The 18,755-nt window shown below is 62.3% G+C and carries 20 protein-coding genes; 7 read left to right on the top strand and 13 right to left on the bottom strand.

Annotated features, from left to right (window positions below):
- Positions 1-114: 114 nt before the first annotated feature.
- From ACEXP3_RS06420 to ACEXP3_RS06450, 7 genes are all read right to left on the bottom strand, one after another.
- The gene (locus ACEXP3_RS06420; protein ID WP_377296503.1) at positions 115-2,541 is read right to left on the bottom strand and encodes a GcvT family protein; all 2,427 of its coding nucleotides are present in this window, start codon (positions 2,539-2,541) and stop codon (positions 115-117) included.
- A gap of 130 nt (positions 2,542-2,671) precedes the next feature.
- Positions 2,672-2,977, bottom strand: a complete 306-nt coding sequence (locus tag ACEXP3_RS06425; RefSeq protein ID WP_377296504.1) for a type II toxin-antitoxin system RelE/ParE family toxin — start codon at positions 2,975-2,977, stop codon at positions 2,672-2,674.
- Positions 2,974-3,255, bottom strand: coding sequence for a ribbon-helix-helix domain-containing protein (locus ACEXP3_RS06430; protein ID WP_210104273.1), 282 nt, complete (start codon positions 3,253-3,255; stop codon positions 2,974-2,976). The genes ACEXP3_RS06425 and ACEXP3_RS06430 overlap by 4 nt, the downstream gene beginning before the upstream one ends.
- An 80-nt stretch (positions 3,256-3,335) precedes the next feature.
- Positions 3,336-3,881 carry a sarcosine oxidase subunit gamma gene (locus ACEXP3_RS06435; RefSeq protein ID WP_377296505.1) on the bottom strand — a complete coding sequence of 182 codons (546 nt, stop codon included), beginning with the start codon at positions 3,879-3,881 and terminating at the stop codon, positions 3,336-3,338.
- An 11-nt stretch (positions 3,882-3,892) separates the two neighbouring features.
- Complete coding sequence (locus ACEXP3_RS06440) at positions 3,893-6,862, bottom strand: sarcosine oxidase subunit alpha family protein (protein ID WP_377296507.1); 2,970 nt, start codon at positions 6,860-6,862, stop codon at positions 3,893-3,895.
- Positions 6,859-7,176 carry a sarcosine oxidase subunit delta gene (locus tag ACEXP3_RS06445; RefSeq protein WP_377296509.1) on the bottom strand — a complete coding sequence of 106 codons (318 nt, stop codon included), beginning with the start codon at positions 7,174-7,176 and terminating at the stop codon, positions 6,859-6,861. The genes ACEXP3_RS06440 and ACEXP3_RS06445 overlap by 4 nt, the downstream gene beginning before the upstream one ends.
- Before the next feature lie 51 nt (positions 7,177-7,227).
- Positions 7,228-8,481: a sarcosine oxidase subunit beta family protein gene (locus ACEXP3_RS06450; RefSeq protein ID WP_377296511.1), complete on the bottom strand. Its 1,254-nt coding sequence runs from the start codon at positions 8,479-8,481 to the stop codon at positions 7,228-7,230.
- Between the two features lie 288 nt (positions 8,482-8,769).
- Between ACEXP3_RS06450 and ACEXP3_RS06455 the strand changes: the two genes are divergently transcribed.
- Positions 8,770-9,801 (top strand): DUF2793 domain-containing protein, encoded by a 1,032-nt coding sequence (locus ACEXP3_RS06455; RefSeq protein ID WP_377296512.1) that lies wholly within the window; start codon positions 8,770-8,772, stop codon positions 9,799-9,801.
- Between the two features lie 313 nt (positions 9,802-10,114).
- On the top strand, positions 10,115-10,390 hold the full coding sequence (gene sciP / locus ACEXP3_RS06460) for a CtrA inhibitor SciP (RefSeq protein WP_018327815.1): 276 nt from the start codon (positions 10,115-10,117) through the stop codon (positions 10,388-10,390).
- 66 nt (positions 10,391-10,456) lie between these two features.
- On the opposite strand, the gene ACEXP3_RS06465 is transcribed toward sciP, so the two are convergent.
- Positions 10,457-10,936: a paraquat-inducible protein A gene (locus tag ACEXP3_RS06465; RefSeq protein WP_377296513.1), complete on the bottom strand. Its 480-nt coding sequence runs from the start codon at positions 10,934-10,936 to the stop codon at positions 10,457-10,459.
- Between the two features lie 143 nt (positions 10,937-11,079).
- Between ACEXP3_RS06465 and ACEXP3_RS06470 the strand changes: the two genes are divergently transcribed.
- Entirely contained in the window at positions 11,080-11,361 is a 282-nt protein-coding gene (locus tag ACEXP3_RS06470) for a GNAT family N-acetyltransferase (RefSeq protein WP_377296514.1), read from the top strand.
- 84 nt (positions 11,362-11,445) lie between these two features.
- On the opposite strand, the gene ACEXP3_RS06475 is transcribed toward ACEXP3_RS06470, so the two are convergent.
- Positions 11,446-11,796, bottom strand: coding sequence for a flagellar export protein FliJ (locus ACEXP3_RS06475; protein ID WP_210104265.1), 351 nt, complete (start codon positions 11,794-11,796; stop codon positions 11,446-11,448).
- A gap of 439 nt (positions 11,797-12,235) precedes the next feature.
- Between ACEXP3_RS06475 and ctrA the strand changes: the two genes are divergently transcribed.
- Positions 12,236-12,937 carry a response regulator transcription factor CtrA gene (gene ctrA, locus ACEXP3_RS06480; protein WP_210104264.1) on the top strand — a complete coding sequence of 234 codons (702 nt, stop codon included), beginning with the start codon at positions 12,236-12,238 and terminating at the stop codon, positions 12,935-12,937.
- Between the two features lie 163 nt (positions 12,938-13,100).
- Here ctrA and ACEXP3_RS06485 read toward each other — a convergent pair whose 3' ends face one another.
- Both ACEXP3_RS06485 and chpT read right to left on the bottom strand, forming a co-directional pair.
- Positions 13,101-13,463: a response regulator gene (locus ACEXP3_RS06485; protein ID WP_210104263.1), complete on the bottom strand. Its 363-nt coding sequence runs from the start codon at positions 13,461-13,463 to the stop codon at positions 13,101-13,103.
- A gap of 118 nt (positions 13,464-13,581) precedes the next feature.
- Positions 13,582-14,229: a histidine phosphotransferase ChpT gene (gene chpT / locus ACEXP3_RS06490; protein ID WP_210104262.1), complete on the bottom strand. Its 648-nt coding sequence runs from the start codon at positions 14,227-14,229 to the stop codon at positions 13,582-13,584.
- Between the two features lie 200 nt (positions 14,230-14,429).
- Between chpT and ACEXP3_RS06495 the strand changes: the two genes are divergently transcribed.
- Together ACEXP3_RS06495 and ACEXP3_RS06500 are read left to right on the top strand one after the other, a co-directional pair.
- Positions 14,430-15,011, top strand: a complete 582-nt coding sequence (locus ACEXP3_RS06495) for a DUF1134 domain-containing protein (RefSeq protein WP_210104261.1) — start codon at positions 14,430-14,432, stop codon at positions 15,009-15,011.
- A 134-nt stretch (positions 15,012-15,145) separates the two neighbouring features.
- Entirely contained in the window at positions 15,146-16,390 is a 1,245-nt protein-coding gene (locus ACEXP3_RS06500) for a coiled-coil domain-containing protein (protein ID WP_377296515.1), read from the top strand.
- A 29-nt stretch (positions 16,391-16,419) separates the two neighbouring features.
- On the opposite strand, the gene ACEXP3_RS06505 is transcribed toward ACEXP3_RS06500, so the two are convergent.
- Together ACEXP3_RS06505 and ACEXP3_RS06510 are read right to left on the bottom strand one after the other, a co-directional pair.
- On the bottom strand, positions 16,420-17,253 hold the full coding sequence (locus ACEXP3_RS06505; RefSeq protein ID WP_377296516.1) for a TrmH family RNA methyltransferase: 834 nt from the start codon (positions 17,251-17,253) through the stop codon (positions 16,420-16,422).
- Between the two features lie 2 nt (positions 17,254-17,255).
- Positions 17,256-17,642, bottom strand: coding sequence for a hypothetical protein (locus ACEXP3_RS06510; protein ID WP_377296517.1), 387 nt, complete (start codon positions 17,640-17,642; stop codon positions 17,256-17,258).
- A gap of 42 nt (positions 17,643-17,684) precedes the next feature.
- Between ACEXP3_RS06510 and ACEXP3_RS06515 the strand changes: the two genes are divergently transcribed.
- The gene (locus ACEXP3_RS06515; protein ID WP_377296518.1) at positions 17,685-18,719 is read left to right on the top strand and encodes an RluA family pseudouridine synthase; all 1,035 of its coding nucleotides are present in this window, start codon (positions 17,685-17,687) and stop codon (positions 18,717-18,719) included.
- Positions 18,720-18,755 lie beyond the last annotated feature (36 nt).

Here is an 18,755-nt window from a genome sequence, read left to right on the forward strand (position 1 = left end):
GTGAAGTCAAAAAGGCATGACCGGGAGAGATTCCCCAAGCTTTCCCTAGATATGACGCAAATAAAATCATCTGTGCCACAAAAGCGGCATCTGCTGATCATTTTGGCAGCGGCGTCACCCCCGCATGCGCTCGCCTTTCGGATCAAACAGGGCCGCATCGATCAGGCGCGCCGGCAGCATTTCGCCCAGAATCTCCACCTCCCACCCATCGGTGGTGGCGGCAAATTCCTTCGGCACATAGCCCATGGCGACGGATACGCCGGAGGCGTGGGCAAAACCGCCGGAGGTTACCCAGCCGACCACCGAGCCATCCATCGAAATCGGCTCGTCGCCCAGCACATCGGCATCGCGCGCCTCCACGGCAAGCGTCACCAGGCGCAGGGAGCCGCCGGCGAGCTTTTCTTCGATGGCGCCCATCTTGCCGATGAAATTCACCTCCTTTTTCAAGGCGATGAAGCGGGAAAGCCCGGCCTCCATGGGGCCATAGAGGGGGCGATATTCTCGCGCCCAGCTGCCAAAACCCTTTTCGAGCCTCAGCGCATTCAGCGCCCTGAGGCCAAACAGCCGGATGCCGAATTCCTCACCCGCCGTCATCAGCGCCTGAAACAGGCTGCGCTGGTATTCCGGCCGCATCCAGATCTCGTAGCCGAGATCGCCGGTATAGCTCACCCGCCCGACGATGGCCGGCACCATGCCCAGTTCCATTTCGCGGATCGACATGAAGGGGAAGGCCTCATTGGAGAGATCGAGATGGGTGAGTTTCTGCATGACTGCCCGCGCCTTTGGGCCGGCAACCGAGAGCCCGACCAGACCAAGGCCCAGCGCGCCGAGCACCACAGACCCGTCGTCCGGCAGGTGCTCCTCGAACCAGCGCATGTGGTAATCCTCGGCAATCCCCGAGCCGATCAGCAGGAATTCGTCGCCATCCATGTTGGCGACCGTGAAATCGCCGATCAGCTTGCCGGCCTCGTTCAGCATCGGGGCAAGCGCCATGCTGCCGATGGAGGGCAGCCGGCCGGCCAGCATGACGTCCAGCCATTCGGCGGCGCCCTCGCCGCTCACCGAATATTTGGCAAAGCCCGAGGTTTCCATGAGCCCGACGCTTTGGCGCACCGCTCTTGCTTCCTCGCCCACCGTGTCGAAATCGCTCGACCGGCGCCAGGAGAATTTATCTTCAACGCCTTGCGGTGCAAACCAGAGCGGCGTTTCAAGCCCGGCATAGGCGCCGAACACCGCCCCTTCCGCCTTCAGCCGGTCATAGATCGGTGTCGTCAGGAGCGGCCGGCCGGCCGTCAGTTCCTCGTTGGGATAGCGGATGGAAAAGCGCCGCGCATAGTTTTCCCGCACCTTGGCATTCGTATAGGCGGGTGTCGCATAATCGCCGAAGCGGCAGACATCCATGGCAAAGACGTCAAAGCCCGGATCGCCCTCGATCATCCAGTTGGCAAGCGCAAGCCCCACGCCGCCCCCCTGGCTGAAGCCGGCCATGACGGCGCAGGCCGACCAGTAATTGGTCAGCCCCCGCACCGGCCCGACCAGCGGATTGCCATCCGGCGAGAAGGTGAAGGGGCCGTTGACGATCTTCCGGATGCCGGCATTGTTGAAGGCGGGGAAATGGCGAAAGCCCACTTCCAGCTCGCCGCTGATGCGCTCAAGATCTTCGGCCAAAAGTTCCGGCCCGAAATCCCACGGGGTTTCCAGCGGCGACCATGGGCGACAATCCTTTTCATAGGTGCCCATCAGCATGCCGTTGCGCTCCTGCCGGATATAGATCTCGCCGTCGAAATCGACGCAATGCATCAGCTCGCGGCCGGTCGTCCGGTTGAGCTCGATCACCTCGGGCATGTCTTCGGTGATGAGATACATGTGCTCCATGGCCAGAACCGGCAGTTCCACGCCGACCATGCGCCCCACCTCGCGCGCCCAAAGGCCGGCGGCGTTCACCACATGCTCCGCATAGATATCGCCCTTGTCGGTGATCACCCGCCAGCTGCCATCTTCCAGCGGGATGAGGTTCTCGACCTTGGTGTGGAGATAAATCTCGGCACCGTTCTTCCTGGCCGATTTCGCATAGGCATGGGTGGTGCCGTAAGGGTCGAGATGGCCCTCATGCGGATCAAACACGGCGCCGACGAACTGCTTGGGATCGAGCAGCGGCATCATCTCATAGGCTTCTTCGGCCGAAATCAGCCGCGCCTCGCCACCGGCATACTTGCCCTTGGCCAGCAGCGATTTCATCCAGTCGAAACGCTCCGGCGTTGCCGCCAGCATCAGGCCGGACGTCATGTGCAGCCCGATATCCTGGCCGGAATACTCTTCGATCTCCTTGTAGAGTTCGACCGTGTATTTCTGCAGCTTGGCAACGTTCGGATCGCCATTGATCGTGTGCATGCCGCCCGCCGCATGCCAGGTGGAGCCGGCCGTCAGTTCGGCACGCTCGACCAGGACCACATCCGTCCAGCCGAACTTGGTCAGGTGATACAGCACCGAACACCCGACGACCCCACCCCCGATGACGACGACTCTGGCATGATTCTTCATGGATGGCGGCTCCCTTGGATTAAACGAGGATATCGGAGCCTAGAGACTGCCGACGACAGGACATAGTCGTTTTCGCGAAAGAAATTGTAGTTTTTGCGCCGTGGCCACGGGATCCGGGCCGCCGCAACAGTCAGGAGCCATTCAGGTCGATCATGTGCCCGCGGTAAGCGAGCCTCAGGATGACGACGCTGTCGTCCTCCACGATGAAGGCAACGCTGATGGCACGCTCGAAACCGATAACCCGCAAGCCCTCCCGCACATCGCGGCGAACGGTCCCCCGGTGAGGGCCCGTCTCCAGAGCGGCCAGGAACCGGCGGATACGCGCCAGATAATCGGCTGCAACTGCCGCAGAACCCGATCTCTCACGCACGAAGAGGTAAATGTCGAGGAGATCCGTTTCCGCCTCGGGCATCAGGCGAACGACGTATCGCTTCACGACGGCTTTTTCTCGATGGCTGCAATGCGTGCATCAAGCCGTGCCATGGCTTCGTCAAGGGAGGAAGCTGAAGCCGGATCCCGGCTGTAGCGATCATAGGTCGGCGCGACCTCATCCTGCAGCCATCTCTGCACTGCCGAATCCTCCATGGCGAGCGTCAGGAGGCCCTGGCGAATGACCTCGCTTTCGCTGGCATATTCGCCGGAGGCAACTTTTTCATGCAGCAGATCAGCAAGGTCTGCCGGGAGGGTAATCTGGAAGGAGCGAGAATGCTGCATGGCGCGACCTTTTCCATCAAGGCCCCATCTTGCCATAGAGAGCGCTGAAAGAATAGCCGACCGTCAGCCGCCCTGCCCTCTCAGCCGAACCCGGCGGTCAGCGCCACGTCGCGGCCCATCTCCTTCATCTCCTCAAACACCGTCCCGGCAAAACTGCGCGGCACGATGATCTCGAAGCTGTTTTCGCCGGTGCGCGCCAGATTGCCGGCCACATGCGCAATCAGCATGGGCGCCGACATGTCTATTGGGAAGACATCCGGGTGAAGATCGACGGCGACGCATTTGGCAAGCACCTTGCGGGCATGCGGACCATCGATCCGCATCAGCACGTGGCCGTCGCTGCCATCCAGCACAGAGGCGCCGGGAATAGAGGTGAGCACCCGCAGCAGGCTCTCCGGCGTCCTGTCCTGCGCAACGGCCAGCCATTCCGCCGGGCCGCAGACGCGCTTTGAGACGCCCTCGATCATGTCGAGCGCCAGATCCACATCGCTCTCCGCGCCGCCATGGGCCAGCACCACGGCCATGGCCGGGCGACGAATGACGCTCAGATGGTTGACGTTAGGGCGGGCTTCAAACCCCGTGATATGGTCTTCCAGCACATGCCGGTGGGTGTAGGTGATCGACATCTGAAATCCCCTCAGGCCCGCAGTTTGAGATTGTCGGGATCGACGAAGACGGGGCTGCAGACTTCCGCCAGCACCTCGCTTTCGCGGAGCCGATCCCAGACGAGGATCTTTTCGCCGATCCGCTCGCGCCCGGATTTCAGAAGCGCCAGCGCGATATGGCGACCAAGCGTCGGCGAATAACAGGCAGACGAGACAAAGCCCTGGTCGTTGGTGGTCGAGGGCTTGGCATTCTCCTTCAGGAGATGCGCGCCGGCCCGGATCTCGGCATCCGGCTCGATGGGTTTGAGGCCCACCATCTGCAGGCGATCGGCCGCCGTCAGGCCAAAGCGCGTCGAGAGGCGCTTGCCGATGAAATCCGGCTTCTGCAGGGCCATCATGCGGCCAAGACCGACATCGTCGGAGGTGGTGCGGCCGTCGAGTTCGCTGTGCGTGACATGACCTTTCTCGATGCGCAGCACGTTCAGCGCCTCCACCCCATAGGCGCAGATACCATCCTCGCGGCCGGCTTCCATCAGATGATCGGCGACCGCCTCGCCATAGCCTGCCGGCACGGCAAGCTCGTAGGCAAGTTCGCCTGAAAACGAGATGCGGAACAGGCGTGCCGCAAGTCCGCCCTTCAGCGTCACCTCGCGCGCGGCAAGGAAGGGAAAGGCTGAATCGGAGAGATCATCCTCCACCAGGCGCTGCAGGATGATGCGCGCCTTCGGCCCCGCCAGCGACATCTGCGCCCACTGGTCTGTGGTGGATGCGAAGCGCACGTCAAGCTCGGGAAACAGCACCTGCGCGCAGTAATCGAGATGCGCCAGCACCTCGGCCGCATAGGCCGTGGTGGTGGTCATCACGTAATGGTTCGGCCCAAGCCGGCACGTGGTGCCGTCGTCAAAGACGATGCCATCCTCGCGCAGCATCAGGCCGTAGCGGGCCTTGCCGACGGGAAGCTTCAGGAAGGCGTTGCTGTAGACGCGGTTTAAAAACTCCGCCGCCTGCGCGCCAAAGATCTCGATCTTGCCGAGCGTCGAGACATCGCAGAGCCCGGCGTTTTCGCGCACCGTCAGCACTTCGCGGTCGACCGCCTCGCGCCAGGTCTTTTCGCCGGCGCGCGGAAACCAGGCGGAGCGATGCCAAAGGCCGGCTTCGACAAACACCGCGCCGTGTCTCGCCGCCCAGCCATGCAGCGGCGAGCGGCGGGTGGCGCGTGCCTGTTCGGCGCGCGCGGTGCCCGCCAGAGCGCCGAAGGACACCGGCGTATAGAAAGGCCGAAACGTCGTGGTGCCGACCGCCTCCGGCGAAACGCCGCGCATGCCCGATACGATGCCGATGGTGTTGACGTTGCCGAGCTTGCCCTGGTCGGTCGCCATGCCGCCGGTCGTGTAGCGCTTGGTGTGCTCGATATGGCCGAAGGCTTCACGCTGCGAAAGGCTGAGATCGCCAACGGTCACGTCATTCTGGAAATCGACAAAGGCCTTGCCCTTCGAACCCTGGACATACCAGAGCGGGGCAAAGGCCGGGTCATACTCGCCCTCCACCGGCGGGATATCGGCGTCATAAGCGGCAAAGCCCAGATCGCGGGCAAGCGCCACGGCCTTTTCCGCCCCGTCCCTCAGGCAGGCCGAGAGCCGGTCGAGACCGGCAGCCGATCCCGCCGGGACAAAGGCCGCGCCGACATCGGGCGCCAGAAAAGCCTGGTGGCTTGCGCTCCAGACCGGCTTTCTGCCACGCTGGCACAGAAGATGGACGACGGGAGACCAGCCGCCGGACATCAGAAGCGCGTCGCAATCGATCACCTCTTCATGGCCGGATCGCTCGGCCACAAGCCCGGTGAGCCCGAGCCGCCCGCGCGTTGCCGTGACAGACGCGCCGGAGAGAATGCGCAGGCCCTCCCCCGCCAGATCCGCCTGGGCGCGCGAAATATCCGTGCGCGGATCGATGATCGCGGTCACATCAATGCCAGCAGCCGTCAGATCGGCTGCCGCGCGATAGCCGGAGCCGCCATTGGCAAACACTGCCACCTTGCGGCCGACCGCAACACCGTAACGATTGAGATAGGTGCGCGCGGCACCGGCCGTCATCACGCCGGGGCGATCATTGCCGCCAAACACCAGCGGCCGTTCCTCGGCACCGGTCGCAAGCAGCGCCCGCTTCGCCACGATGCGCCAGACACGCTCCACCGGCAGATCGGGATCGGGCAGCGCCACATGCTTCTGCACCTTTTCGACGGCACCGAACACCATGTCGTCATACCAGCCGAACACGGTTGTGCGGGGCATCAGCGTGACATTGGAGAGACTTTCCAGTTCGGCGACGATGGCTGCGGCAAAATCCGCCGCCGGCAGGCCGCCCACCACGGCGGTATCAGACAGAAGCGATCCGCCGGGGCGAAAATCCTCATCGGCCAGAATGACGCGAAGGCCGGCGCGGGCAGCGGCAAGCGTTGCCATCAGCCCGGTCGGGCCAGCGCCGATGACCAGCAGGTCGCAATGCGCCCAGGCCTTTTCGTAGCGATCGGGATCGGGCGCCATGACGGCGCGGCCAAGGCCCGCGGCGCGGCGGATCAACGGCTCGTAGACCTTTTCCCAGAAGGAGGCGGGCCACATGAAGGTCTTGTAGTAGAAGCCGGCCGACAGGAAGGGCGACAACAGGCTGTTGAGCGAACCGATATCATAGGCAAGCGACGGCCAGCGGTTCTGGCTGCGGGCCGCCATCCCCTCATAAAGCTCGGCCACGGTGGCGCGCGCATTGGGCTCGCTGCGCGCGCCCTCACCCAGCGTGACCAGCGCGTTCGGTTCGGCAGAGCCTGCGGTGACGGGTCCGCGCGGCCGGTGATATTTGAAGCTGCGGCCCATCAGCATCTGGCCATTGGCAAGAAGCGCCGAGGACAGGGTGTCGCCGGCAAAGCCCTTCAGCGGCTTGCCATCGAAGCTGAAGCGCAGCGGCATCGCGCGGTTGACGAGCCCGCCGGTGGAAAGACGATGCGGGGTCATGCGAGGTCCTTTCCGGCAGCAAGCATGCCGTTCTGCCCGGAAGCCGCGGCACGCCTGAAGCGGGCGGCATCCGTAACCGACAGCACGTCATGGCTGACATTGTCCCGCTCCACGACCAGATAGCGCCGGCAGCCGCCCACATGGTGCCAGTGTTCGAAGATGACGCCCTTCACATTGTCGCGCAGATAGACATAGGCGTGCCAGGCTTCGTCCGGCGCGTGAGCGGCTGGGCGCTGAGGCAGGGCATCGCCGCGAATGGAAAACTCTTCCTTCGGCCGGCTGCCGCAATGGGGACAGGTGATCAGGCTTGCCATGATAGATACTCGTCAGTGCAGGTCGTGCGGGCTTGATGAATTAAGGTTCGCCTAATGCAGGTTCGGCTGAGGACCCTTGCCGCCTTCGTCGATGGGAAGGCCGCGCTCGAAACGGTCGAGCCTGAGGAAGCGGGCCGTATAATGCGGCTCGTCCTTGGCGATCAGATGGGCAAAGCAGAAGCCGGAGGCAGGTGTCGCCTTGAAGCCGCCATAGCACCAGCCGCAATTCAGATAGAGGTTGTCGATCGGCGTCCTGTCGATGATCGGCGATCCGTCCATCGACATGTCCATGACGCCGCCCCAGGCGCGCAACACCTTTACCCGAGACAGGCCGGGGATCAGCGATACGCCTTCCTCGATCGTGTGCTCGACAGTGGCGAGATTGCCGCGCTGCGCATAGGAGGAATAGTAATCGATGTCGGCGCCGAAGACCAAGCCGCCCTTGTCGGACTGCGAGATATAGAAGTGACCGGCGCCATAGGTAATGACATTGTGGATGACCGGCTTCAGCCCCTCCGACACGAAGGCCTGCAGGACATGCGTTTCGATGGGAAGCCGAAGCCCGGCCATCTGCCCCGTCACCGAGGTGTGGCCGGCGGTGGCGAGCGCCAGCTTGTTGCAGCCGATAAAGCCCTTTGACGTCTCGACGCCCAGAACCCTGCCCGCTTGGTCGCGTCGGATGCCGGTCACCTCGCAGTGCTGGATAAGGTCGACGCCGCGCTGATCGGCACCGCGGGCATAGCCCCAGGCCACCGCATCGTGGCGGGCGGTGCCGCCACGCTTCTGCAGGAGCCCGCCGAGAACCGGAAAGCGCGCATGGTCAAAATTGAGGTAAGGCATCATCTTGCGCACCTCCTCGCGATCCAGCAGCTGTGCATCGACGCCAAGCATCATCATGGCATTGCCGCGCCGCGCATAGGCGTCGCGCTGGCCATCGGAGTGGAAGAGATTGATCACGCCGCGCTGCGACACCATGGCATTATAGTTGAAATCCTGCTCCAGCCCTTCCCACAGCTTCATGGAGAACTCGTAGAAGGGCTCGTTGCCCTCCAGCAGATAATTGGAGCGGATGATCGTGGTGTTTCGCCCGACATTGCCGGAGCCGATGTAGCCCTTTTCCAGCACGGCGATATTGGTAATGCCGAACTCCTTGGCAAGATAATAGGCGGTCGACAGGCCATGCCCGCCACCACCGACAATGATCACATCATAATGCGCCTTCGGTTGCGGCTCGCGCCAGACCGGCTTCCAGTGGCGATTGCCGGAAAAGGCCTGCCGAACGATGTCTAGGGCGGAATAGCGCATGCGGGATCCTGTCTCAATTCTCGTCGCCACCTTCGCATATGCAAATCAAAGGACAAGGGCATTCACACCGCCATTCCGTCGCATCCCTGGCGCATGTTTCAGGAAGATGACAGGCGTGGCCAGACGGCCACGGCCCCGGCTGCGGCGGCCCGGCCGCTGGCCGGATCGATAGCCGGCCGGGGATGTTTTCCGGCCCCCCGCCAATGCTTTCAACGGCTTGATGCCTTCGCCATGCCCGTGTGCCGCCATGCGCTTAAAATGGCTATCGACACACGGGGAGATCACGCCATGGCCGACACGACACCGAACCTCAGACTGCCCTTTATCCTGCCTTCTCAGGCACAGAAACATGTCACTCACAATGAGGCGCTGCTTCGGCTGGACACCTTGGTCCAGCTGGCCATCGAATATGAGGGTGCCGCGCCGCCCGCCAGTCCCGTCGAGGGTAGCCATTACGCCGTCACCGGCACGGCGACCGGCGCCTGGGCCGGACATGCCGGCACCATTGCCACCTTTCAGGATGGCGCCTGGAGCTTTCTGCTGCCAAACATCGGCTTTCTCGCCTGGTTCAAGTCGCTGTCAGCCATCCGGGCCTTTTCCGGCACAGCCTGGGTCACCCCCGGCCTGCCGGACATCCTCATGCCTTCACGCCTCGGGATCAGCGCGACGCCGGATGACAGCAACCGGTTGTCGATCTCGTCGGCCGCCTCGCTGTTCAACAATGCCGGCGCCGGGCACCAGCTGAAAATCAACAAGGCGGCGGTGTCCGATACCGCCTCGCTACTGTTCCAGAGCGGATGGTCGGGCCGGGCGGAAATGGGCCTTGCCGGCAATGACCAGTTTGCCGTGAAGGTGAGCGCCGATGGCGGCAGCTGGAAAACCGGCATGAGCTTTGATGGCGCCGGCCGGCCAAGCTTTCCCAACCGGCCGCTTGCCCGCGCCCATCGCGCCACCGGCACGTCCAGCCCTGCCTCCGGCGCCTCGACCGGCTTTACTACCCTTGCGCTCGAGCAGGGTGGCGTCACGCTTGGCGCTGCCGTGACCGGCGGCGGCAACGCGCTGGTGGTGCCCGCAAGCGGGATCTACAAACTGACGATGATGGTGTCTGTCACCTCGTCTTCCGGTCACACCGCAAGCCTCAGGCGCAATGCCTCTACAACGCTTCTGAGCCTCAGCCTCCCCTCGGCGGCACCGCTGACGGTCTGCGCATCGACACTTGCCAGTCTGACACTGGGCGATACGCTGACCTTCCTGCACGCCGGAACGGCGGTCCTCGATGAGGGCGCCGGGCGAACCGAACTGTCGCTTCAGATGATCTGACCGGCCCGCGGATGCTTTAAAAGGACGTCGCCCGCCGGGTTTTCCACCGCAAAATCCGGCCGGGTCATCCGGTCACCGTTTCTTGGCAAAGATCGTTAAAATGCAGCATAAACCTTGCTGCGCCGCAATCAAATCGTTCGAAAGAACATTCTAATCTTACGAAACACACAAGGTCGGTCGTGAATTGCGAAAAAAACACGAAAGAATTGTGGTCCAAATGCGGTTTCCTGCAAAACACGGTTTCCATTTAGTCAAATGTTAAAACTGCCGGGCTACGGTCGGCCTCGTGGTCTTGTGTAGTGTAGAGAGTCCAATGACCGAAATGATCCGGCCTCGAGTTAAATATGTCATCGGCCCCGATGGCAGCCCCCTGACGATTGCGGACCTTCCGCCGGCCAATACGCGCCGCTGGGTGATCCGTCGCAAGGCGGAGGTGGTTGCAGCGGTTCGCGGTGGCCTGTTGAGCCTCGAGGAAGCTTGCGAGCGTTATACCCTGACGGTGGAAGAATTCCTGTCCTGGCAGTCGTCCATCAACGACCATGGCCTTGCAGGCCTCAGAACCACGCGGATTCAGCAGTACCGCCACTAGTCAAGGCGTTCGCAAGCCGCCACAGACCGTCCTGGCTATCCTCTGGAGCCCGCCTCCCGAGGAGGCTTAACGCATGTCGGTGTCTGGCCGCTTGCCGGCGGCCATCGAAGAAAAGGGCGACAAGAGCCCGGTCATGATGGCTGAACCTGCATAGAACCACAGACCCGGCTGGGCGACGGCTGTCGCCAGCCCACTCCCCTTGGCCGCGAAGATCGCGATCGCCACCAGCATCACGTCCATCATAGACCACTTTGACAGATGCGGCAGCGCGCGGCCGAAAATCCCCATCCGATCCTGACCGAGCCGCCAACCTGCTTCCCGGCAAAACACCAGCAGAAGCTTGACTGCGGGAAACACGATCGAAAATAGAGCGATCAGGAGCGCCAGCCCGAAGTCTCCCTGCTCAAACAGGCCAGAGACCAGATCGATTAGCGACGGCGTCTGGCTGAACAGGAACAGCCGGTCGATCTGAAGGATCGGCAGGTAAATTCCAAAGAGAAGAAAAACCGCCGAGACCAGCAGCAATGCCTGGCGCAGCCTGCGCATGCCCCCTCCTCTCATCCTCGCCTCGGTTTCGCCCGGTCATTGGACACGAGCCCTTCAGCACGGCCGTCTGGACAAGGCGGTCTGGCATCTGGGCGATTTCGTCCTACATCAGCAGGATCATGGACAAAACAAGGGGCAGCAGCATGAAGATTACCGAAGAGACGCATTCCTCGGGCGGAGCCTACCGGGCGGAACTTGATGGCGCATCGGCGGAGATGACGTTTTCGCGCGCCTCGCCGCATCTGATCATCATCGATCATACGCAGGTGGACGACGCATTGCGCGGCAAGGGCGTCGGACAGGCCCTGGCGGTGCATGCGGTGGAGGCGGCACGGTCGGGCGGCTGGAAGATCATTCCGCTCTGCCCCTTCTTCAAGGCACAGCTTCAACGTCACCCCGACTGGCAGGATGTGATCAACCGCTGAGCGGCAGGCGCAGATCTGCGCCGCGGCGTGGACGCCTCAGGCGTCCTCGCAACGTTTAACCCCCAAAAAAGATCGCAGGCGGGATCAGGCGCGGGCGCGCATGCCGCCGTCGCGTTCTTCGAGAGCCGTGGCTTTCGAAAGTTCCGCCTGCGCTTCTTCAAGCGCAAGTTCGGCACTTTCCTGCTGGACGCGCAATTCGCGGATCGAAACCTGCAGATTGTCTGCCCGCTGGCGGGCCGCCTTGGCAAAAGTCGGATAGGCGAAATGATTCGGGTCTGTGATTCCCGATTTCTTTTCTTCCAGCGAAATCTGGTGCTCCAGTTCCTTCGCCATACGTTCAAATTCCGCCATCATCAGCTGTAACTGCTGCAACTGGCGGCGCTTTTCATTCACCTGAAATTCTTTCAGGCGCACAAGGCTGTCACGCGTCTTCATACGCAATACTCCCGTGGATAGCGAGACCCCGGCTATGTTCCCAATTCCCCCTGAGTCCGACCTGCAACAGTTCGGACTGAAAAATTGCCGCGCCGTTAACAAATTGGGCGCCGCGGTAACCTTTCATTTACGGGCATCGTTAATGATAGGGACGATCGTTTAAGGGTCCGTAAATGCCATGGTCGATTTCGACCGACGACAATGATGAGTCGTATGAATCACTTGGGAGGAATTCCTCACAAAATGATTCAGGTATGGCGCTGGCAGATTCACATGATAAATCAGGCGAATACCAAGTTTGTTTAACGAATTCCTGTGCCTTGCCAAAGGCGGTCAGAGTTTGTTAACCAATTGGTGTCAGCTTCCAAATCAGGCAACGTCTGGATCCGTCTCGCGTTAGGGGGCCATTCACACCTTCGCGGCGGTAAAGGGGAAAATTATGCGGGTTCTACTCATCGAAGATGACAGCGCGACTGCCCAGAGCATCGAGCTGATGCTGAAGTCGGAAAGCTTCAATGTGTATACGACGGATCTCGGGGAAGAGGGCGTCGACCTCGGCAAGCTGTACGATTACGACATCATCCTGCTTGACCTCAACCTGCCGGACATGTCCGGCTACGAGGTTCTGCGGACACTGCGTCTTTCCAAGGTGAAGACACCGATCCTCATCCTGTCCGGCATGGCCGGCATCGAGGACAAGGTTCGTGGTCTCGGCTTCGGCGCAGACGACTACATGACCAAGCCGTTCCACAAGGACGAGCTTGTTGCACGCATCCATGCCATCGTCCGTCGTTCGAAGGGCCATGCCCAGTCGATCATCATCACGGGCGAGCTGATCGTGAACCTCGACGCCAAGACCGTCGAAGTGGGCGGCCAGCGGGTTCACCTGACCGGCAAGGAATATCAGATGCTGGAACTGCTCTCGCTGCGCAAGGGCACCACGCTGACCAAGGAAATGTTCCTCAACCACCTCTATGGTGGCATGGACGAACCGGAACTGAAAATCATCGACGTGTTCATCTGCAAGCTTCGCAAGAAGCTGGCAAACGCCGCAGGCGGCGCGAACTACATCGAAACCGTCTGGGGCCGCGGCTATGTGCTGCGCGAACCGGATGGCGGCGAATACGCCGAAACGGCCTGATCTTTTATACCCCTATCGGATCCGCGATCAGTCAAACGTCCGGGATTTTTCCCGGGCGTTTTTCGTTGTGGCATGGGTTTCGTGGACGAACCAAAGCACGGCAGCCCCCAAGGGCACAGGGCGGCTTAACCCGGCAGATGTTCGGACATCGGGAGAATGCGGCTCAGGCGGCGGCGGAAAGACCGGAAAACACGGCGGTCAGGATCTTGCGGTCGAAGGGCTTCAGGAGAAAATCATCGGCGCCGGCGCGCTTGCCCGTCATCATCGTCTTCAGGTCCGCCTCGATGATGCAGTAATAGATGCGCACACGGTTGGCGCCCGGCAGGGCCTTGACCGCGGCGATGAGTTCGAGAGCCCCCTCAAGCGCCGCATCAACGATCAGGATCGCGGGCAATTCGGCCTGGCAGCGCATCAAAGCCTCCCGGTCGCCGGAGGCTTCGCTCACCAGAAAGCCCAGTTCTGACAGGATGCGCTTGGCAACCGTGCGGACGATATCGGAACTGTCGGCAATCATCAGGCGCTGCATCTGGCTCCCTCCCGGACCGCAGAACAAAAGCCGAGCGTGCAACGGCTTTTGGCCACGATAGGACGAACCGGCTAACGAACCGTTACCGGGCAACGCCCGGCAACGGCAGCACAAGGCGTCAGGCGGCCGAAATTTCGGCGGTGAAGACGATGTTGTCGTCATTGACGACATGGCTGAGGTCCATCCCGCATTCTTCCGAAAGAAGAACGGTGTAATAGGGCTGGATCGTGTGGGCATCGGCCAGTTCCTCGGCCGTGCCATTGCACAGTTCGACGTATTTCGGCGGAAGGCGCAGCATGCGGCCCTTCACCGTCAGCGTGAACTTTGCATCGGTTTCCGGATTTTCCAGCACCACATCAATGCTGCCGCCGCGCGGAATGGCGCTATAGGCCACCATGAACAGGTTGAGGAGCAGCTTGACGCGGTTCTTCGGGATGATCGCCCGCGGCCCGTTCCAGGAAACTTCGGTCTTCTTTTCGGCAGCGGCAAAGTCCTTGGCAGCCTTTTCCGCTTCGCCCGTATCGATGGAGGCGCCGACGGAACCGGAGGCGCCAAAGGCGAGACGGGCAAATTTCAGACGCACGGAGGCGTTCTGCGCCGAGGTGCGGATGAGGTCCAGCGCGTCCTCGTCGGCACCGCCCTCGTCCAACAGCTCAAGACCGTTACAGATCGCGCCCACCGGCGAGATCACATCATGGCAGACGCGGCTGCACAGGAGCGCCGCCAGATCGGGACCGCTAAGGATAAGGTTCGGATTCTTCGGCATCTGATTTTCCTGGATGTAGCCTTAATGATGATCGGCTATGTCTCACGACAATGTTGCGTGAAGGTGGCTTGGGGTTGGCATTTCCGTCTTACGCCGCCATAAAGACACCATTTTTGGTAAACCGGTTGTTAACGGGATGGTCTCAAGATGGCTCAGCCGCGATCTGAGGCACCAATTGATTAAAAAAACGGACAGGCCCCATGCGCTTCGATAGATTCTTTGCTCTTGCTCGACTGCTCGTCCTGCCAATTCTGGTGGCCACGATCGCCGCCCCGGCTGAGGCCCAGCAGCGATCGGGTGAACAATATACGCTGCAGGAAATCGTGGATGCCGGCCACGGCTTCTTCGGCAACACGACCGGCGGGCTGGCCAAGGTTGTCGAAAAGGCCTTCCAGCAATACGGCCTTCCCAATGGCTACGTGCTCGGCCAGGAAGGCTCCGGCGCCTTCATCGCCGGTCTCACCTATGGCGAAGGCCAGCTTTATACGAAGAATGCCGGCAATCACCCCGTCTTCTGGCAGGGCCCCTCGCTCGGCATCGATTACGGCGGCCAGGGCGCGCGCGCCATGATGCTCGTCTATAATCTGCCGGCCGTCCAGAACCTTTATGCCCGCTATGGCGGCGTGAGCGGCTCGGCCTTCGTGGTGGCCGGCGTCGGCATGACGGCACTGCGCAACAGCGACGTTATTGTCGTGCCGATCCGCACCGGCGTCGGTGCCCGTCTCGGCGTCAATGTCGGCTATCTCAAATTCACCGAAGCGCCGACCTGGAACCCCTTCTGATCGCTTCTCTGCCCGCCACGCCCGAAACGCCTGGCGGGCCACCCCGAGCTTGCTGTTGCCTATCCCCTGTCGATATTCTAGCTGTAGCTGAATTTAGATTTTCCTGAAATGCCAGACCGCAGGATGGACCGCCCGTGATCCAGTTCGCGCTTCTTTATGGGCTGGGCTTTCTCAGCGCCACGCTTCTGGTTCTGGTGCTGGCGCCGGCCGTCCATCGGCGTGTCGTGCACTATACGGAAAACCGCCTGAAGGCGACGATGCCGATCAGCCCGGCGGAAGTGCGCGCCCAGCGCGACATGGCGCGCGCCGTCTATGCCGCCGAAAATGCCCGCACACGACAGGAACTGGCCGAAGAGCGCGATCGCAATGTCTCGCTGCAACTGCGCTTCGACAGGCTCAGCGACGAAGCAGCGCATCTGCAGGCCAGCCATCACGAGATGCAGATGCAGGTGAGCGACATGAGCGTGGAAGCCGCAGACCTGCGCTCGAGGCTCCGGCGCGAAGAAGGCCTCATCCGCCAATTGAAGCAGTCGCTTTCGGCGGTGGAATCGACGGTGGCCAGCAAGAACGGTGAAATCGAAACGCTGCGCAAGCGCATCCACAAGCTGACAGGCGATCTCGACAACCTGAACATAGACCTCTCCACCCGCGACAGCACCGCAGACAGCCTGAAGCAGCGCGCCGCCGTGCTGCGCGAAGAGCGCGAGGCCCTGCGCACCGACCTGAAGCTGATGACCAGCCGCGCGCGGGATGCCGAGCAGCGTCTTTCCCAGGAGGAAGCCCGTTCCGCAAGGCTGGAGGAAAAGCTGGCCCGCGAGATGGCGCAGAAGGCCGACACGCAGGACGCACTCGACCGCCGCCTGCAGGAAATCGAACAGTTGCGTGGCCGCGACACCGCTGATGCCGACGAATGGCGCGAGCCGATCACCGGCAGCTACCCGCTGCCGCGCAAGAAAATCGCCGCCCTTGAAAAACACGCGCTTTCGGCGCGCAAGCACCGCCGCGGCCGCAACCGCCCGCAGGACGGCCAGCCCGCCGTTAAAGAGACCACCGACGACCGGAGTGAGCAGACCATGCGCGACCTTGGCCAGATGCAGGACGATATCCGCGCGCGAAGTGCAGCCCTTGGCGCGGAGCTTTCAAGTCCGACGCCATTACAATCGGACGAGACGCTGCGACGGGAACTTGCAACGATTGCCGCCGACATGGTGGCGCTGACGGCGGTAGCCGAAGGCCCGACCTCGCCGATCATGGCCATTCTCGACAAGGATGCCGAAGCACACCGGGACGGCGACAACACATCGGGCCATCCGGACGAGCCCGATCTTGCCCGCCGCGCCCGCCAGTCGCTCGACCGCATCCACGTCTCCGATCCGTGACACCTCGGCCACGGCAAGGAAGTCCGGTGTCAGATGACGCCTTGCAGCCTTGAAATCTCATAAAGCGCAATGCCGGTGGCGGTTGCGGCATTGAGGCTGTCGAGGCCCGGCATCTGCGGAATGCGGGCATTGCGGAACCGCGACAGGATGTCTGCGGGAAGCCCCTCGCCTTCCGTGCCCGTCACCAGAGCGATGCGCCGCTCGGCCGGGATATCGCGGATGTCGCTGTCCCCCTGCGGCGACAGGCCCCAGACGGCAAAGCCTTTGGCATGGACGGTTTCCAGAAGAGACAGAGCGCTTGCGCCGCGTGCATAGGGAACCGACAGGACCGAGCCGACGGAAACGCGCAGCGCCTTGCGGTAGAGCGGATCGCAGCAGGTTTCATCGAGAAGCACCGCCTGCGCCCCGAAGGCTGCGGCATTGCGGAAGATCGAACCGATATTGTCGTGGTTGGAAATGCCGCAGGCAACGATGACGAGCGCCGGTTCCGAGCAGGCATCGAGCAATTGATCTGCAGGAGGGGCAGCGCTGCGCCGCCCAAGCGCCAGCACGCCCCGATGCAGGTGAAATCCGGCTATGGCATCCAGAACGCCGGCATCAGCCACGTAGACCGGAACGTCGGCGGCAAATTTCGCCAGAAGATCGGCAAGACCTGCCACGCGGTTTTCCAGAAGCAGGATCTTTTCCGCCGCAATCGCCCCCTTCCCGGCATGCGCCCTTGCCAGCATGCGCAGCACCACCGTGCCTTCCGCAATGAAGCCGCCGCCGCGCCCGACGAGATCGCGCTCGCGGATCGCACGAAACTCCGCAATTCGCGGATCAGCGGCATCGGTGATGCGGATGAGCGGGCGGGCGTCCGTCATGGTCAGCGGTCTTGAACGGTCACGTCGGCGACGATGCGGCCGACCGCAAGATCAAAGATCAGCGCCTTGCGAACGCCGCCCACCACGCCGTAAAACAGGATCTGCCCGCCCGAATGCGACACCGACTGCACCTCGAAGCCGGGCGGCAGATGCGCGGTTGCGGCAAGCGGCTGATCGGCCGGCACGGCAAAACCGGTGCCGGTTACCACAGGCGCCGGCGTTTGCGGCGCATGGCGCACCTTGTAGACAACCGCTCCCAACACCGCCATAAGGCTGATGAACATGATGCTTCCGGAAACGATCTGCAGACGCACCATCTTGCGCCGGACGTTATCCATCACCGGATCGAGTGGCGCGTCTTCCTGTTGCTCGGGTTCGAGATTGGCCATCGGGCAAAAGTCCTTCGCTTTAACTGTCATCGGGATGAACACATGAACGACCCCTTTAACCAAGGCGAGACGCCAAGGAAAGTGCTGACTGCCGGCGAGGATGCGGCCGGCCGGCTGGATGCCTGGCTGACGTCGGTGCTTGAGGGCGAATTTTCCCGCAGCCGGCTGAAGGCGCTCATCGAACAGGGCGCCATCACGCTGAACGGCAAGACCTGCACGGAGCCGAAGAAGAAGATTGCCGCCGGCGACACGATCACCATCGATCTGCCGGAAGCGGAAGACCCGGAGCCAAAGGGCGAAGACATTCCCATCGAGGTTCTCTACGAGGACGAGGACCTGATCGTGCTGGTGAAGCCCGCCGGTCTCGTCGTCCATCCAGGCGCCGGCAACTGGACGGGCACCCTGGTCAATGCCCTCATTCATCATTGCGCCGGCAGCCTGTCGGGCATCGGCGGGGTCAAGCGTCCCGGCATCGTCCACCGGCTCGACAAGGAGACGAGCGGCGTGATGGTGGTGGCCAAGAACGATATCGCCCATCGGCATCTCGCCGCACAATTTGCCGACCATGGCCGCACCGGCGACCTGGAGCGCGCCTATGTCGCCCTCGTCTGGGGTCGCCCTCGCCAGCTGCGCGGCACGATTGACGCGCCGCTCGGCCGCTCCGGCGCCGACCGCACCAAGCGCTCGGTGAAACGCGAGGATACCGATGACGCACGCGAGGCCGTGACCCATTATGTCGTCACCGAACGCTTTCACGAGAAGCCCGATTCGACCTGCCTTGCCTCTCTGGTGGAGTGCCGGCTGGAAACCGGGCGCACCCACCAGATCCGCGTGCACATGGCCCATATCGGCCATCCGCTGATCGGCGATCCGGAATATGGCGCAGCCTTCAGGACCAAGGCCAATCTTCTGCCGGAAGCCGCCCGCGCCGTCGTCAGCCGCTTCCACCGGCAGGCCCTGCACGCCTTTCTCCTGGCCTTCGAACATCCGCGCACCGGCGAGGTGATGGAGTTCGAAGCCCCGGTGCCGGACGACATGGAGGAATTGCTGGAGGCGTTGCGGAGCGAAAGCGAGTAGCGAGTAGCGAGTAGCGAAAACGTGAGCCGGCACCGA

The sequence above is a fragment of the Neorhizobium fuzhouense genome (assembly GCF_042611105.1).
In the GTDB taxonomy this organism is placed as follows: Bacteria; Pseudomonadota; Alphaproteobacteria; order Rhizobiales; family Rhizobiaceae; genus Neorhizobium; species Neorhizobium galegae_A.

Excerpts from the sequence above, each read along its gene's own strand:
- ACEXP3_RS06420 (WP_377296503.1), bottom strand. The coding sequence starts at position 2,541 with ATGAAGAATCATGCCAGAGTCGTCGTCATCGGGGGTGGGGTCGTCGGG.
- ACEXP3_RS06430 (WP_210104273.1), bottom strand. The coding sequence starts at position 3,255 with ATGCAGCATTCTCGCTCCTTCCAGATTACCCTCCCGGCAGACCTTGCT.
- ACEXP3_RS06435 (WP_377296505.1), bottom strand. The coding sequence starts at position 3,881 with ATGTCGATCACCTACACCCACCGGCATGTGCTGGAAGACCATATCACG.
- ACEXP3_RS06440 (WP_377296507.1), bottom strand. The coding sequence starts at position 6,862 with ATGACCCCGCATCGTCTTTCCACCGGCGGGCTCGTCAACCGCGCGATG.
- ACEXP3_RS06445 (WP_377296509.1), bottom strand. The coding sequence starts at position 7,176 with ATGGCAAGCCTGATCACCTGTCCCCATTGCGGCAGCCGGCCGAAGGAA.
- ACEXP3_RS06450 (WP_377296511.1), bottom strand. The coding sequence starts at position 8,481 with ATGCGCTATTCCGCCCTAGACATCGTTCGGCAGGCCTTTTCCGGCAAT.
- ACEXP3_RS06455 (WP_377296512.1), top strand. The coding sequence starts at position 8,770 with ATGGCCGACACGACACCGAACCTCAGACTGCCCTTTATCCTGCCTTCT.
- sciP (WP_018327815.1), top strand. The coding sequence starts at position 10,115 with ATGACCGAAATGATCCGGCCTCGAGTTAAATATGTCATCGGCCCCGAT.
- ACEXP3_RS06465 (WP_377296513.1), bottom strand. The coding sequence starts at position 10,936 with ATGCGCAGGCTGCGCCAGGCATTGCTGCTGGTCTCGGCGGTTTTTCTT.
- ACEXP3_RS06470 (WP_377296514.1), top strand. The coding sequence starts at position 11,080 with ATGAAGATTACCGAAGAGACGCATTCCTCGGGCGGAGCCTACCGGGCG.
- ACEXP3_RS06475 (WP_210104265.1), bottom strand. The coding sequence starts at position 11,796 with ATGAAGACGCGTGACAGCCTTGTGCGCCTGAAAGAATTTCAGGTGAAT.
- ctrA (WP_210104264.1), top strand. The coding sequence starts at position 12,236 with ATGCGGGTTCTACTCATCGAAGATGACAGCGCGACTGCCCAGAGCATC.
- ACEXP3_RS06485 (WP_210104263.1), bottom strand. The coding sequence starts at position 13,463 with ATGCAGCGCCTGATGATTGCCGACAGTTCCGATATCGTCCGCACGGTT.
- chpT (WP_210104262.1), bottom strand. The coding sequence starts at position 14,229 with ATGCCGAAGAATCCGAACCTTATCCTTAGCGGTCCCGATCTGGCGGCG.
- ACEXP3_RS06495 (WP_210104261.1), top strand. The coding sequence starts at position 14,430 with ATGCGCTTCGATAGATTCTTTGCTCTTGCTCGACTGCTCGTCCTGCCA.
- ACEXP3_RS06505 (WP_377296516.1), bottom strand. The coding sequence starts at position 17,253 with ATGACGGACGCCCGCCCGCTCATCCGCATCACCGATGCCGCTGATCCG.
- ACEXP3_RS06510 (WP_377296517.1), bottom strand. The coding sequence starts at position 17,642 with ATGGCCAATCTCGAACCCGAGCAACAGGAAGACGCGCCACTCGATCCG.
- ACEXP3_RS06515 (WP_377296518.1), top strand. The coding sequence starts at position 17,685 with ATGAACGACCCCTTTAACCAAGGCGAGACGCCAAGGAAAGTGCTGACT.